Source organism: Anaerococcus sp. NML200574 (assembly GCF_026131665.1).
Taxonomy (GTDB): domain Bacteria; phylum Bacillota; class Clostridia; order Tissierellales; family Peptoniphilaceae; genus Anaerococcus; species Anaerococcus kampingae.
Genome location: NZ_JAMXSM010000013.1, coordinates 1 through 15026, shown reverse-complemented (window position 1 = coordinate 15026; position 15026 = coordinate 1). Strand labels below are relative to the sequence as shown.

14 protein-coding genes are annotated in these 15026 nt (G+C 38.4%); all 14 read left to right on the top strand.

Features of this window, described 5'->3' with window-relative positions:
- Positions 1-3 precede the first annotated feature (3 nt).
- The 14 genes from rpsK to NH286_RS06530 all read left to right on the top strand — a co-directional run bounded on the left by rpsK (position 4) and on the right by NH286_RS06530 (position 14785).
- Positions 4-402, top strand: coding sequence for a 30S ribosomal protein S11 (rpsK, locus tag NH286_RS06595; protein ID WP_106461007.1), 399 nt, complete (start codon positions 4-6; stop codon positions 400-402).
- A 12-nt stretch (positions 403-414) separates the two neighbouring features.
- On the top strand, positions 415-1008 hold the full coding sequence (gene rpsD, locus NH286_RS06590; RefSeq protein ID WP_106461006.1) for a 30S ribosomal protein S4: 594 nt from the start codon (positions 415-417) through the stop codon (positions 1006-1008).
- Positions 1009-1038: 30 nt separating this feature from the next.
- Entirely contained in the window at positions 1039-1989 is a 951-nt protein-coding gene (locus NH286_RS06585) for a DNA-directed RNA polymerase subunit alpha (RefSeq protein ID WP_265237745.1), read from the top strand.
- 9 nt (positions 1990-1998) lie between these two features.
- Positions 1999-2340: a 50S ribosomal protein L17 gene (gene rplQ, locus NH286_RS06580; RefSeq protein WP_106461004.1), complete on the top strand. Its 342-nt coding sequence runs from the start codon at positions 1999-2001 to the stop codon at positions 2338-2340.
- Between the two features lie 167 nt (positions 2341-2507).
- On the top strand, positions 2508-3656 hold the full coding sequence (locus tag NH286_RS06575) for a hypothetical protein (RefSeq protein ID WP_265237743.1): 1149 nt from the start codon (positions 2508-2510) through the stop codon (positions 3654-3656).
- A gap of 47 nt (positions 3657-3703) precedes the next feature.
- Positions 3704-5248 (top strand): CAP domain-containing protein, encoded by a 1545-nt coding sequence (locus NH286_RS06570; RefSeq protein WP_265237741.1) that lies wholly within the window; start codon positions 3704-3706, stop codon positions 5246-5248.
- Positions 5249-5547: 299 nt separating this feature from the next.
- Positions 5548-6660: a PP2C family protein-serine/threonine phosphatase gene (locus tag NH286_RS06565; RefSeq protein ID WP_106461001.1), complete on the top strand. Its 1113-nt coding sequence runs from the start codon at positions 5548-5550 to the stop codon at positions 6658-6660.
- Positions 6650-7285, top strand: a complete 636-nt coding sequence (gene deoC, locus NH286_RS06560) for a deoxyribose-phosphate aldolase (RefSeq protein WP_106461000.1) — start codon at positions 6650-6652, stop codon at positions 7283-7285. Before NH286_RS06565 ends, deoC begins: the two co-directional genes overlap by 11 nt.
- A gap of 2 nt (positions 7286-7287) precedes the next feature.
- Positions 7288-8739, top strand: coding sequence for an alpha-amylase (locus NH286_RS06555; protein ID WP_265237738.1), 1452 nt, complete (start codon positions 7288-7290; stop codon positions 8737-8739).
- Positions 8736-9314, top strand: a complete 579-nt coding sequence (locus tag NH286_RS06550) for a ribonuclease H family protein (RefSeq protein WP_265237736.1) — start codon at positions 8736-8738, stop codon at positions 9312-9314. Before NH286_RS06555 ends, NH286_RS06550 begins: the two co-directional genes overlap by 4 nt.
- 849 nt (positions 9315-10163) lie before the next feature.
- Complete coding sequence (locus NH286_RS06545; RefSeq protein WP_265237734.1) at positions 10164-11018, top strand: neutral zinc metallopeptidase; 855 nt, start codon at positions 10164-10166, stop codon at positions 11016-11018.
- Between the two features lie 181 nt (positions 11019-11199).
- On the top strand, positions 11200-11616 hold the full coding sequence (locus NH286_RS06540; RefSeq protein ID WP_265237732.1) for an ATP cone domain-containing protein: 417 nt from the start codon (positions 11200-11202) through the stop codon (positions 11614-11616).
- The gene (gene rlmH / locus NH286_RS06535) at positions 11616-12098 is read left to right on the top strand and encodes a 23S rRNA (pseudouridine(1915)-N(3))-methyltransferase RlmH (protein ID WP_265237730.1); all 483 of its coding nucleotides are present in this window, start codon (positions 11616-11618) and stop codon (positions 12096-12098) included. The genes NH286_RS06540 and rlmH overlap by 1 nt, the downstream gene beginning before the upstream one ends.
- 1415 nt (positions 12099-13513) lie before the next feature.
- The gene (locus tag NH286_RS06530) at positions 13514-14785 is read left to right on the top strand and encodes a hypothetical protein (protein WP_265237728.1); all 1272 of its coding nucleotides are present in this window, start codon (positions 13514-13516) and stop codon (positions 14783-14785) included.
- Positions 14786-15026: the final 241 nt, after the last annotated feature.

The window sequence follows — 15026 nt, the reverse complement described above, 5'->3', positions numbered from 1 at the left end:
TAAATGGCTCCAAAAGGAAAAAGATCTACTAAAGGTAGAAGAAGAGTTAAAAAGAATGTTGAACGTGGCCAAGCACACATTTCATCAACATTCAATAATACAATGGTAACACTTACTGATATGCAAGGTAATGCACTCTCTTGGGCAAGCGCAGGACAATTAGGCTTTAGAGGCAGCAGAAAATCTACTCCATTTGCAGCAGGTGAAGCAGCAGATGTAGCAGCAAAGAAAGCTATCGAACATGGTCTAAAGACTGTAGAAGTTTACGTAAAAGGCCCAGGTTCAGGAAGAGAATCTGCAATCAGAAGCTTACAAGCAGCAGGACTAGAAGTTACAATGATCAAAGATGTAACACCAATCCCACACAACGGATGTAGACCACCAAAGAGAAGAAGAGTTTAATAAGGAGATATTATGGCAGTAAGCAAAGATCCAGTATACAAAAGAGCGAGAGCTTTAGGCATTTCTCCAGCCTACCTAGGATATACAGGTAGTTCAAACAGAGCTCTTCCACAAAGAAGAAGCAAACTATCTGAATATGGTATGCAACAAAGAGAAAAACAAAAAGCTAAATTCATCTACGGAGTAAGTGAAAAACAATTTAGAGGTTACTACGACAAAGCAAGCAGAATGAAGGGACAAACAGGTGAGCAACTTATAATCCTTTGCGAAAGAAGACTAGATAACATAGCCTTCAGATCAGGTCTTGCTAGAACTAGAAGAGAAGCTAGACAAATAGTAACACACGGCCACTTATTAGTAAATGGCAAACAAGTAGACATCCCATCATACCTAGTAGAAGAAGGCGATGTAATCGAAGTTAGAGAAAAATCAAGAAGCAAAGAACTATTCAAAAACATCAAAGAAGTAAATGCATCATTTGGCGTAGTAGAATGGTTAGATTCTGATATAGAAAACCTAAAAGTAAAAGTAGAAAAATTCCCAACAAGAGAAGAGATAGATATTCCAGTTGAAGAACGTATGATAGTAGAGTTTTACTCTAAGTAGGATTAATTAAGTTAGAACTAAGGAGCTACCATGATCGAAAAATTAAACACAGATATAGAAATACTGGATATAAACGAAGAAAACCATTATGGCAAATTCGCCCTATATCCATTAGAAAGAGGATATGGTACAACCATTGGAAACAGCATGAGAAGGGTGCTTCTATCATCCTTACCTGGTTCTAGCGTCTCAAAAATACTAATAGATGGTGTACTCCACGAATTTTCAGTAATAGATGGAGTAGTTGAAGACGTTCCTGAAATAATATTAAATATCAAAGGTCTTAGAGTCAAAAAGCACTCAGAAGAAGATGTGACCCTATTTTTAGACATAGAAGGACCAAAAATAGTCACAGCCAAAGATATAAAAGAAGATGCCTTAGTTGAAATAGCTAATCCTGACCATTATATAGCAACAGTAAATGACAAATCTAAGCTATTAATAGCAATGGATGTCACAAATGGAAAGGGCTATAGGATAAGTGAAGACAATAAAGACGAAGCAGATCCTATAGGAACAATCGCTATCGATTCATCCTTCACTCCAGTAGAAAAAGTAAACTACACAGTAGAAAATACTAGAGTAGGGGAATCAACAGACTATGATAAACTAATCATAGAAGTATGGACAAATGGAACAGTAAGCCCACAAGAAGCCTTAGCAGAAGGCTCATCAATCCTAATGGAAAACTTCTCCTTCTTCAATGAACTTCCAGACAAACAGTTCCCACCAGAAGAAGAAGAAATCATAGATGAACCAGAAGAAGAAAGCTTAGACGAAGGCCTAGATAAGACAATCGAAGAATTAGACCTATCTCTAAGATCATTCAATTGCCTAAAAAGAGCAGGCTTTGATACAGTGGCAGACATAATAGCAGTTCCAGAATCAGAACTAAAAACAATCAAAAACTTCGGTAAAAAATCACTAACAGAAGTAATAGACAAAATCCACGAACTTGGATTTGTTCTAAAAGATGAATAGGAGGAAAACATGGCAGGAAAAAGAAAGCTAGGTAGAAGAACCGACCACAGAAATGCTATGCTAAGAAACCTTGTAGGATCATTACTTGAAAACGGTAGAATCGAAACTACAGTAACAAGAGCCAAAGAAACACAAAAAATGGCTGAAAAAATGATCACACTAGGTAAGAAAAATACACTTCACACAAGAAGACAAGCAGCAAGCTACCTATATAAGCCAGAAGTAGTTCAAAAACTATTTTCAGAAATAGCACCAGAATATGAAAACAGAAATGGTGGATACACAAGAGTACTAAAACTAGGACCAAGAAGAGGCGACGGAGCTGAACTTGCTATCCTTGAATTAGTTTAATAAATAAATGCCCAAAACTCGCGGCTGTGGGCATCAGATAATTTATTTAGATTATAATTTAAATAAAGACCATCCTCAAAAGAGGGTGGTTTTTCTTTTAGCAATTTTGAAAATATAAAAAATATGTTATAATTATTATAATAGAATATTTTGTTAAAGGAGTAAAAATGAAAATAAAGAAAATCTTATTAGGCCTTGCCCTAGCAACAAGTACAGGACTATTTATGGATGAAACTTGCTTTGCTGCCCCAAATACAAATATAATGACATCCGTAAACTGGTCTTATATATTTAGTGACCGTAAACAGATAAGCCAAGAAGAGCTAAATCAAGTATTTGAAGAAGAAAAATCCAAATACGAAGCCCTCTCAAACAAGGACAAGTGGAAAAATGGAGTCCTAGGATTTTATCTAGAAAACGATGATAAAGAAGCAGTTTACGCCCTAACAAGAGCAGATGATAAAGAAGGTACCTATCTAAGCGCTAGACAAAGAAATAGTTCAGATGATGCAGCAAGCATGGATAATATGAAACAAGCCATAGAAAATATAGCCATGGTAGAAGCAAAAAGACAAAATGACCGTGGAATCGATGGAGCTCACCTAGACACCCTAGGAATCACAAGCTTTATGATGGCAGTAGGCCAAGGCAATGCCAACTACTCTGCAGGCACACCAGACCATGCCACAGTCTTTAATACAAGCGAAAACCTAGCGTGGAATAATCAAAAGCAAGCAGCAAGATCCATAGAACAATGGTGGGATGAGGAAAAGCAAGTATATGATTATCTAAGGAGCCAAGGTTACCAAACAGAAAGTGAAATGTCCGCCTACTTATCCAAAAAAGAAAACATTGATGCCCTAAGCAAGAAATTTAGAAGTGTAGGAGGCTACACACCAAGTACGGTAGGTCATTACACCAACATGGTAGATAGCGTAAATCAAGATAAAACTGCAGGATATGGAGTAAGAAAGGGAGAAAATCATTATTATGCTCACTCCCTAGTTCTAAGCTCAGGAGTAGTAGGAAAGTATTATACAATAAATGAATATAGGAACCTATTTGATAACTACTACCAAAGAATGAAAAAAGACCTTGGCGTAACTGATGAAAAATACAAAAATTCAGTAATAAACCTCAGAAAAGCAGTAGAAAACAATAAAAAAATAGTAGCCTATGCAGAAAATTATATGGCAAATAACTACATGCCAAAAGAAACAAAAGAAAAAGTTACAAAGCTAGTAGGAAAACAGAAAAATATCCTCGAAAGGATAGAAGTAATCCTAGTAAAATTAGAAGCGAAAATCCAAAATTAAATCCTAAGTTAAACTTTAAGTTACCATAATTCTACAAAGGAGCAATAATGCAGACTAAGAAAATATTGGGACTTGCCCTAGCAGCAAGCCTAATCTCACCACTTGCTATAAGTAAGGCAAGCGAAATAGGCACCTTAGATCCAGCACTAAGTGACGAAGCGAAGCAAACAAGCCCAGACCTAATCTCAGCAAATGAAATAGACACAACAAGTACAAGCCTATCCGCTGGCCAAAGTCTTGGCATTACGACCAACATGCCAAGCGCAGAAAAAGTAAAGGCCTATTGGAGAAACTATGAGACAAGATCTACTTCAAAGGTAAAATTTGCAGGCATAAACCTAACCCAGCCTAGCTATGACCTAAATGCTAGGCAAATTTATAGCCAGATACCAAATCCAAGAGCAAACCAATTGGGAAGCTTGACAGATGAGGTGATAGAAGACACCCTACACTTTATAAATACCTACAGATTCATGGTAGGTCTTCCGGAGGTATTTGAAAATAAGCAAATGTCTACCCTTGCCCAATCAGCAACCCTAGTTTTCAACCTCAACTCAGCTATGAACCACTACCCACCAACACCAGCAGGCTATAGCGGAAATGAAGATATCATTTTAGCAGGCAAGGAAGGGGCCAAGACCTCAAACTTAGGAACAGGTTATAACTCCCCATATAGTGCCATCATGGCATATATGGATGATGGAAGTCCAAATAATTATAAAAGTGTAGGCCATAGAAGATGGCTCTTAAATCCTTATGCAGTACAAATGGGCATAGGTCACCTAGGCAAATTCAACGCAACAACTGTGATAGATGAAGCTAATACTAGATTTAGAAATAAAGACGTAATAGCCTACCCTGCAGCAAATACCCTAGTTGAACTAGTAAAGCCAAGCTCACCATTTTCAATCCAAATAGGAAAGCTACTAGATATAGACGAGCTAAACACAAGTGTGAAAGTAGAAAATCTAAAAACTGGAGAGGTCAAAACCTACACACCAGCTAATGGCCTTTATATATCAAAACAAAACTACGGCTATGGTAGTGCCCTAATCTTTGGTCACGAGCTTAAAAAACAAACTAACGCATCCTATAGGATAAGCGTAAGTGGCATAAGTGATGCAGGCTTAGCCTACCCGATAGAATACACAGTCAACTTTATAAAAGCAAGTGACCCAGTAAACTACGAAAACCTAGATAGGCTCCTAGAAAAAGCTAAGACCTTCAAAAGAAAAGCAGAAGAATCAAGCGATTTTTTAGCCAATAGCATATTCGGTCAGATAAATCACTTAAAAGAAATTAGAAACAATGATAATTATGATCAAGACTATGTAGATGCTCGTGTAAAAGAGCTAGAAACAGACTTAGAAGCCTATAATAAAAGGAAAAATACAAAATACGCCAACTCCGTCAGAGCCCTAAGACAAGCTTTTGAAAATAACAAAAGAATAGTAGCCTACGCAGAAAACTACATGGCCCATAATTACATGCCAAAAGCCAGAAAAGATAAGCTCACCAAATTAATCTCCAGACAAAAAGTAATACTCGCCAAAATTGAAAAAGTAATCATAAAATTAGAAGCAAATCTATAAATCTAAGCCCGTATCTATGCAATAGATGGCTTACTGACTCATTTAAAAGAGATAAACTCATAAAATTAATAGCCAAACAAAAAGAAATCAACAAAAAGGTAGAAAAATATATCCAAACCCTAAGGGCAGAGCTTTATAAGCAAGCGAAAGCCTAAACTCCTTTATAAAGAAAAGTCAGCCTAGCTGGCTTTTTCTTGTGGGCCAAATAATATTTTAAATACATTTCCACCTATAAAACTAGATTGAATTACTATGCTAAAAATGATATAGTCATACTAAGAAAGTTAAAGGGGCAAATTATGACAGGGTCTTTAGAAAAAACACATTACTTAAGAGAAAATTTCAACTTTTTTATCCTAAACGCAATGGATGATTGGGTCAGGATAATAGATGACAGGGGCGAGGTAGCCTTTGTTAATGACGCCCTTATTGATGCTCTAGATAAGAGCGAGACCTTAAAGACCTACCTAGATGATAATATCGACCTATTACTTAGCAATAGCAACGAAGTGGTCAAAACCACAACCATGATTGAAGAAAAGTTAATCGATGGCAAGTATTATTCCATAAAGACATCCCCAATCTTCTATGATGGGGACTTTGCTGGCACAATCGAAGTCTACAGGGATATCACAAGTGAATCCATCCTTAAAATAGACCTCTACAATGCCAACAAGGACATGATAGATGACTTGAGATTTGTAAGAAGAATCCAAGCATCTATTCTCCCTAAAAATAAAACCTATGGCAAGCTTAAAATATCAGGCATCTACAATCCTTCTGAAAAGGTCTCAGGCGATATATACGACTTAATCAAGATTGACGAAAATAGGTCAGCATTTTATATAGCAGATGTCATGGGCCATGGGGTCAAGGCATCGATAATGACAATGTTTTTAAAAGTGTCTATGTCCGCCATCTTTGACAAGCACCCAGACTATAGCCCTAGCCAAGTCTTTCTCAACCTCAGGAAGAAATTTACCAAATTAGAGATAGACTCCAGCCAATATTTCACAGCCTGGCTTGGCATCTTTGATTTTAGGGACAATAGCCTAGTCTTTGCCAATGCTGGCCACAATTGTCCACCCCTTATCTATAGGCAAAGCGAGAAAATAGCTGATTATCTCCTTGTAAGTGGCAGGATGATATCAAATATAATAGAGGCTGATAAATACAAAGAAAAAACCCTAAAACTAGAAGAAAATGACAAGATATTATTCTTCACAGATGGAACAATAGAAGCGAAAAATGAAAATGGCAAGGAATATGGCCTAGAAAGGCTCAGAGAAGAATTTTCCAAAAAGGGCGACATACAAGCCCTCTATCAAAATATAAGAGACTTCAATTGGCAGCAAATGGCAGATGACCTAACCCTTGCCCTCATAGAATATGGAGGAAATGATGAAAATTAACCAATATATAGACCACACCAACCTAAAGGCAGATGCGACCTTTGACCAAATTAAAAAACTAGTAGACGAAGCAGTAGAGAATGACTTCTACTCAGTTTGCGTCAACTCATCCTATGTCAAATTTATAAGAGATTATAACAAAGACATCAAAATTGCAGCAGTAGTAGGCTTTCCACTAGGAGCCATGACCAAAGATGCAAAAGTCTTTGAGGCAAAAGAAGCCATCAGAGATGGGGCAAGTGAGATAGACATGGTAATCAATATTGGCAGGCTAAAATCAGAAGATTATTTCTATGTAGAAGATGAAATCAGAGCCATCAAAGAAGCTATAGGAGAAAATATTCTCAAGGTAATCATAGAAACCTGTCTACTAACAGAAGATGAAAAAATCAAAGCTTGCAAGCTAGCCCTAAATGCAGGAGCAGACTTCGTCAAAACCTCCACAGGATTTTCAACAGGAGGAGCGACTGTAGCTGAAATCAAGCTAATGAGAGAAGCAGTAGAAGGCAAGATCAAAGTAAAGGCAAGCGGCGGCATCCACACCAGAGAAGAAGCTCTAGCCCTAATCGAAGCAGGAGCAGACAGGATAGGCGCCAGCAAGTCCATAGACATCTGCAAGGAGTAAAAATGGCTAACGAAATAATGATGCAATCCTTTGAATGGGATACAAATGGAGACGGTTCCTTTTATAAAAACTTAAGCAAATCAGCCAAAGACCTCAAAAAGGCAGGCATAGACGCCCTTTGGCTCCCACCAATGTGCAAGGGTGGGGGAGACATGGACGTAGGCTACGGAATCTACGACCTCTGGGACCTAGGTGAATTTGACCAAAAAGGCAGCATCAGAACCAAATATGGCACCAAAGACGAACTAATCAAGGCCATCGAAGACCTTCACGCAGCAGGCATCAAATCCTACGCAGACGTAGTCCTAAACCACAAAGGCAATGCAGACTTCAAGGAAAACTTCAAGGCGGTCATGGTAGATCAAAACAATAGAGAAGAAGACGTATCAGGAGAAATGGAAATCGAAGGCTGGACAGGCTTTGACTTCAAAGGCAGAAAGGGCAAATACTCAGACATGGTCTGGCACTACTACCACTTCACAGGAGTCGACTACGATGCCAAAACCGAAACATCAGCCATCTACAGAATCCTAGGCGATGGCAAATATTGGGACGAAGATGTATCCAAAGAAAAAGGCAACTTCGACTACCTCATGAACTGCGACATAGACCACACCCACCCAGAAGTAAGAGAAGAAATATTTAAATGGGTAGACTGGTTCACAGAAGAAACCAAGGTTGATGGCTTCAGATACGATGCCCTCAAACACATCTCAGGTGACTTCATCTACGATCTATCCAAATATGTAATGCAAAAAAAGGGCGCAGACAAGTTCTACCTATTTGGAGAATTTTGGCAATATGACACAGGAGCCATCGAATCCTACCTAGACAATTCAGACTACAGGATCGACCTCTTTGACGTACCCCTTCACTTCCATATGAACGAAGCCAGCAAATCCATGGGCAACTACGACATGAGAAAAATCTTCGACAACACAATAGTCAAAGACTTCCCAGCCCAGGCAGTAACCTTCGTCGACAACCACGACAGCCAACCAGGCCAATCCCTAGACTCATGGGTAGAAGAGTGGTTCAAAGAAATAGCCTACGCCCTAATCCTATTCAGAAAAGACGGCTACCCATGCCTCTTTGCAGGAGACTACTACGGCCTAATAGGAGAGCATAAAACAGAACCATTAAAAGACATGCTCGATAATATGATGCAAGTAAGGAAAAACTACAACTACGGCGAACAAGACGACTACTTCGACCATCCATCAGTAATTGGATGGGTAAGAAGAGGAGATGAAAGCCATAAGCCACTAGCAGTCCTAGTCTCAATCAAAGACATGGCAGAAAAGCAAATGTTCGTAGGTGAAGAGGAAGCTGGCGCCACCTACACCGACCTATCAGGCAAAAACGAAGACATAACCATAGATGAAAACGGAAACGGAGTATTTACAGTTGGGCCAGGAACAGTAACCTACTGGGTCAACAAAGACACAATATGAAATATTACGCAGTAAAAAAAGGCAGAAATCCTGGGATCTACACATCCTGGGATTCTTGTTTAAAAGAAGTAAAAGGCTACCCAAACGCCTCCTACAAATCCTTTAAAACAAAAGAAGAAGCCCTAGACTATTTAGCAAATGAGAAAAAAGAAATAAAAATAGACCAAGACACAGTCATAGCCTACGTAGACGGGTCATTCAACCTCAAAGAAAAAACCTACGGAGCAGGAGTAGTCCTAATCAAAGACGATAAAGAAGAAACTTTCAACAAAGCCTACCAAGACAATTACTACATCCACAGAAACGTAGCAGGAGAAGTAAAAGCGGCAGAACTAGCCATAGAAAAAGCCCTAGAAAAATCCTACAAAAAAATCATAATCCACCACGACTACCAAGGCATAGCCAGCTGGGCAGAAGGAGAATGGAAAGCAAACAACACCCTAACCCAGTCCTACCAAGCATTCATAAGAGAAGCCAGAGAAAAAATACAAATAGGCTTTGTAAAAGTAAAAGGCCACTCAAACGACAAATACAACGACCTAGCAGATGAATTAGCCAAAAAAGCAATATTCTAAGAACGATATGCCTCTATATTCAAAGGCTATACAAACCGATCATCGATGTACCCACAAAACCCTCGACATAAAGAATCATGAGATTTCTCACAAAGTTCGAAATGGGAGGGGTGCTTGTCATTTACTTTTTATTCGAGGATATGTGATTTATATCTATATAAGAAATCATTTATGAATTTATACATACTGTAGGAAAAAACATTCCCACCTCGACAGAGCGTAAGCGACGAGAGGCCTCATGGTTCTTTCTATATAGGGATTAGTAACTACATCGGGCCATGTAAGTACTGAATTAAGCAGAAACCAATCACCGATGTACACACAGAACCCTCAATAAAGAGAACCATGAGATTTCTCGCTCTGGCTCGAAATGGAAGGGGAGTCGGTTTCTGGTTTTATTAACACTCTTTATTATTGTATTTCCTTTAAATAATTATAAGTAACTAACGAAAAACTACGGACTCACAATATACCCACCCCGACAGAGCTTGCGACAAGCCAGCCCGTACGAATGCCGCTTCTTCGAAGCTCTCCGCGCTATCACGCTATCATTCGGCGTAAATATGCCAAATCAAGGCATATTTACGTGGCTCATTGAGGACTCTCATGGTTCTTTCTATATAGGGATTAGTAACTACACCGGTCCATCTAGGCACTAAATTAATAAATTAAGGATAACCCAATCACGATATGCCGCTATATTCGAAGGCTAGGAAAACAACCCAAGTACGACAATTCCCTATATCCGAAGTCTGATTAAATCCAAATCGCAACCTATTCATATCAACTCCTCCAATAATTCACCCCAAATTTGGGTATCTATATTATATACACAAAAAGGAGAAATTTATGAAATGGAAAGGTAGACGACAAAGTGGAAATATAAATAATGCCGGCCGAGGCGGTGGGCGTGGTGGCCTGGCCCTAGGTGGGGGAGGAATAATCCTTGCCCTTGTCATATTTTTAATCACAGGCGACCCATTCACAGCCCTAGAATCCACAACAAAGACAGCCCCACAGACCCAGCAAGAAGAATACGTCATGACCCAGGCGGAAAAAGACCTCTACGAATACTCAGCCGTAGTCCTAGCCGATACAGAAGATGCCTGGAGCGAAATCCTCGGTAAGGAAGGAATCAACTACACACCAGCCAAGATGGATATATTCAAAGATGCCATCAACACCGGTTGTGGCTTTGCCCAAGCAGGCACCGGCCCCTTTTATTGCTCAGTAGACAATAAAGTCTACATGGACTTGTCCTTCTTCAATAATCTGGTCAATGATTTTGGAGCCAAAAACGGAGATTTCATAGTTTCCTACGTCATAAGCCATGAAATCGGCCACCATGTCCAAAATGTCACAGGCATCATGGACCAATACCAAAAGCTCATGCAAAAGTTACCAGAAAAAGAAAGAAACGCCCTCACAGTACGCCTAGAGCTCCAGGCAGACTACCTGGCAGGAGTAGTAGCCAGATACCAACACGACAAAGGCTACCTAGATGAAGGCGACATAGACGAGGCCATATCCACAGCCTGGGTCATAGGAGATGACGCCATCCAGAAAAAAGGCCAGGGCTACGTAGTCCCAGAATCCTACACCCACGGCACAAGCGAGCAAAGAGTAAGATGGTACCAAAAAGGCTTCCAAGCAGGCGACCTATCAGAATGGGACACCTTCAACCTTGACCCAAGCCAATTATAAAACTAAGAGACCCAAGGGTCTCTTTTTTAAAAGGTCTCTGCAAAAACTATAGGAATAATTCATAAATTATTGCAAAAACCATAGGAATACTATAAAATTTGCTCAAAACAATACAAAAACATAGTCAAAAGAAATATTGGGTATAAATAAACTAACAATAAATATATAAAGGAAGGTAATCATGACAGAAAAAATATTAAGCCTCCTAGGCGACTTTTTAAAAGACAACAACATAATAGACCTAGATCTAGGTCAAATCGCAAAAAACCTACCCCTAGACCAAATCATGGACATGATAAATGGTAAGGACGAATACGTAGTCAAAAGATCAGGCAATCTAGAAAAATACAACCCAGACAAAATCGCCAGATCCATCAAAAACGCCGCAGACCAGTCAGGCATGCAACTAAACACATCAGACCTAGCAATGATCCTAAAAGACATAGGCAAAAAGCTCCTAGCAGGCAATGAACACCTAGACAACCAAAGAGTCCACAGGACAAGCGACATCAAAGACATAGTCCTACAAGTCCTAGCAGAAGAAGGCTTCAGCAAAATCAGAGACTCCTTCGACACCTACACCCAAAACCAAAACTAATGCTCATCAAAATCATAGCAGTAGGCAAAATAAAAGAGAAATTCTACCAGGACGCCCTAGCCGAATACCTCAAAAGAATGAAAGCCTACAACAAAGTAGAAATAGTAGAAGTCCCAGACGAAAAAGCCCCAGACAACCTATCAGAAAAGGAAATAAACCAAATCAAAAACAAAGAAGGCGAAAAAATTCTAGCCAAAATCAAAGAAGACTCCTACGTCATCACCCTAGAAATACAAGGCAAAGCCCTAGACAGCATAGCCTTCGCCAAACTAATACAAAAAGAAAAAATCCAAGGAGCCGGCAGAGACCTAGTCCTAGTAATAGGAGGATCAAACGGCCTAGGAGAAAACATCCTAAAAAGATCCAACAACAGAATCTCCTTCGGCAAAATGACCTACCCACACCAACTAATGAGGGTGATATTAATGGAACAGATATATAGGGCCCATAGGATAATAAGTGGGGAACCCTACCATAAATGAGTTTTAGGGGGTATCACCCCCTAAAATTCCCCTTTTTTATTACTATTATATAAGTGTGATATTTTTATTTACTTTAATTCTTCGTAATTTTATCTTTTATTAAATTATTATTATTTACTATTGAATCTTCGTAATAAGGGGAGGCCCAAGGGACCTTCCGCATGGTCCCTTATCGGCCTCCCCTTAAACCCCTCTCCGTTACACCCCCAGGCGGCCCCTAAAGCGGGGAGCATGAACAGAAGCTTGCCTTCGGCAAGCCACTCTTTGTAGACGGAGCCCTTCGTAAAAGCTATACCTATCCTAACTGATTTTGACATTCCGATGCCTAAAAATCTCAATCTAGCCCAAATATTTCTTTTATATGTACTCTACATCTCAGTAGTTACAGAAATTTAATTTGTACTCGTGCGTCAGGAGATTTTCTTAACGGCATCTCCATTTACAAAATCTCCCGACCTTTGGAGAATTATTCTGTATTCTGAGAGAATATTGACGTCAAAGTAGGTCTTAGGCTCGTTTGCTCTCGCAAACATTGCGATAAGTAGGTCTTGGTAAGATAGTCTTAAGACCTATATAAATAAAATCGTTAATTATTTTAAATCAAGGAAGCGTTAAGAAAATTTTGTTGAGCGTAGCGAATCTAAATTTTTAGCTGACGAGATTTGAAATAATAGATTTTGGACCAGGATGAATAGCAGTCAGGTCTAATAAAGAAGATTGCCATAGGCAATCTTCAGTTTGCCCTCTGCAAGAGTCGCTTGTGGGGTGTAACGTAGAGGGGGTGTAAGGGGGAGGGCGATGAGGACCCATGCGAAAGGGTCCTTGGACCTCCCCCTTATTACGAAGATTCAATAGTAAATAGAAATTAATTACTAAATGATTAAGTTACGAAGAAAAATAGCAAATGATATTGTATCACTAAGAAAAAATAAGAAAGAAAAATACCAAATTATTTAGTTACGAAGAGCAAAAGTAAATAAAAATATTTCATTATGTTTTAAATAAAAAAATCATCTTAAATTATTGTAAATTAAGGAAACCATCTTGCAATTCCAAATAAAATTAGTATATTAATAGATATTATCAAACAACAAAATATAAGGAATTCCTATTGTAGAAATTCCCCAAAATCCTATTGTAGAAATTCAACATCAATTGTGTGGTCCTACAAAATTCCATAATTTAGCATTAAGCTTGCAAAAGCGAGTAATAAAGCCAATATATGAAATTCCTATTGTAGAAATCACCACCAATTGTGAAGATAATTTGTCGTTATATTTAGAAAAATTTTAGATATATTGATAAATTAATCAAATGTGTTGACAATATGGAGAATGTGTTGTAAGATAATAATTGTAAAGTGAGTACTAAAAAATTGTACAAAAGTTTAAACGAAATTTAAGGAGAAATTAATTATGAAATTAAATAAATTAGCAGCAGGTGCTCTTGCACTAGCTCTAGGTCTTGGTGCAGTAGCACCAGCAGTAGCTGACACAGCTAAATCAGGTACACAACTTATAGCTGAAGATTACAACGAAAAATTAGCAGATGCTAACAAATTCTACCTATTAAGAAAAGAAGCTCAAGCAGCTTCAAAAGCAGCAGAAGCTAGATATGAAGCAGCTAAAGTAGCAGCTAAAAAAGCTGAAGAAGCTTACAAAAATGCTCCAGAAGAAGAAAATGAAGCTGAAGCTGGCGACGTAGAATCTCTAAGAACAAAAGCTGAAGGATTAAAGAAAGATGCTGATAAACTAGCAGCAACACTTGTAGAAGCTAAAAAAGCAAAAGATGAAGAAGATAAAGCAAACAAAAATTTAAAAGCTGGAGAAGCTAAAAAAGTTGAAAAAAATAATGCTTATGAAGCAGCTCTAAAAGCATTCTTAGACAAAAATGCTGAATTAGAAAAAGCAAATGCAGACCTTGGTGTAGCTGTAAAGAAAGCAGCTGAAGGAAAACTTGATAAGAAAGATACAACAAAACTTTCTGCAAAAGCTCAAGCTCTTGTTAACCTAATCAAAGCTAACGAAGAACTAACAAACTCTTACGCAGCTTATGGTGTTGCACTAAATAATGAAAAAGTAGCTAATGATAACTATGAAAAGAAATTCGATAAGCTAAAGGGTGCTGCTAATGCTGCTAAAGATATCGTAGTAGTTGAAAACGACAAAATAGTTGTTAAACCATCTGTTAAAGAAGATGCTAAAAAAGATAGAGCTGAATTAGTTAAAGCTCTTGAAGCAGCTAAAACAAGAGCAGAAGTAGCTATCTCATCTGCAGAATTCCTACTAAAACAAGCTCCAAAATCAGTTGCTAAGGTTAAAGACGTTCTTGAAAAACAAATCAAAGACGCTAAAGCTACAATCGAAAAAGCTAACAAAGCACTTGGTGTTAAATCAGCTTTCATAGCTACAGCTTACGCTGATGAAGCTTCTGACGCTGATCTTGAAGCTCTTACAAAAGAACTAAACAAGAACGCTGAAGACATCGAAAACACAATCAAAGAAAACGAAAAAGCTCAACCAGAAGTTAAAGAAGACAAAAAAGAAGACAAAAAAGAAGACAAAAAATCTAACATGCCATCTAAAAAAGCTGGCTCAAACGCTAAAACAGGTATCGCTGGAGTAGCTGGCGTAGCTGGAATCCTTGCAGCAGCATCAGTTGCTTACGCAGCAAGCAAAAGAGACTAATCACCAATTAGAATCTTAAGAGGCGGTCAATAAAGAGTGCACTCTTAGACCGTATCTCAAAAATAAAATACCCGGGTACTCACTTCAAAAAACCTTCCATTAAATTGGAAGGTTTTTAGTACCATAAATAGTGTAAGAAAGAAAGTGATTTCTATCTTGCACTATTTTTGTATAATGAAGAAGTAGTATGACGAGGTGGTTTTAGGGTTAAAATATCCGTCATAAAAACTGTCATCTACCT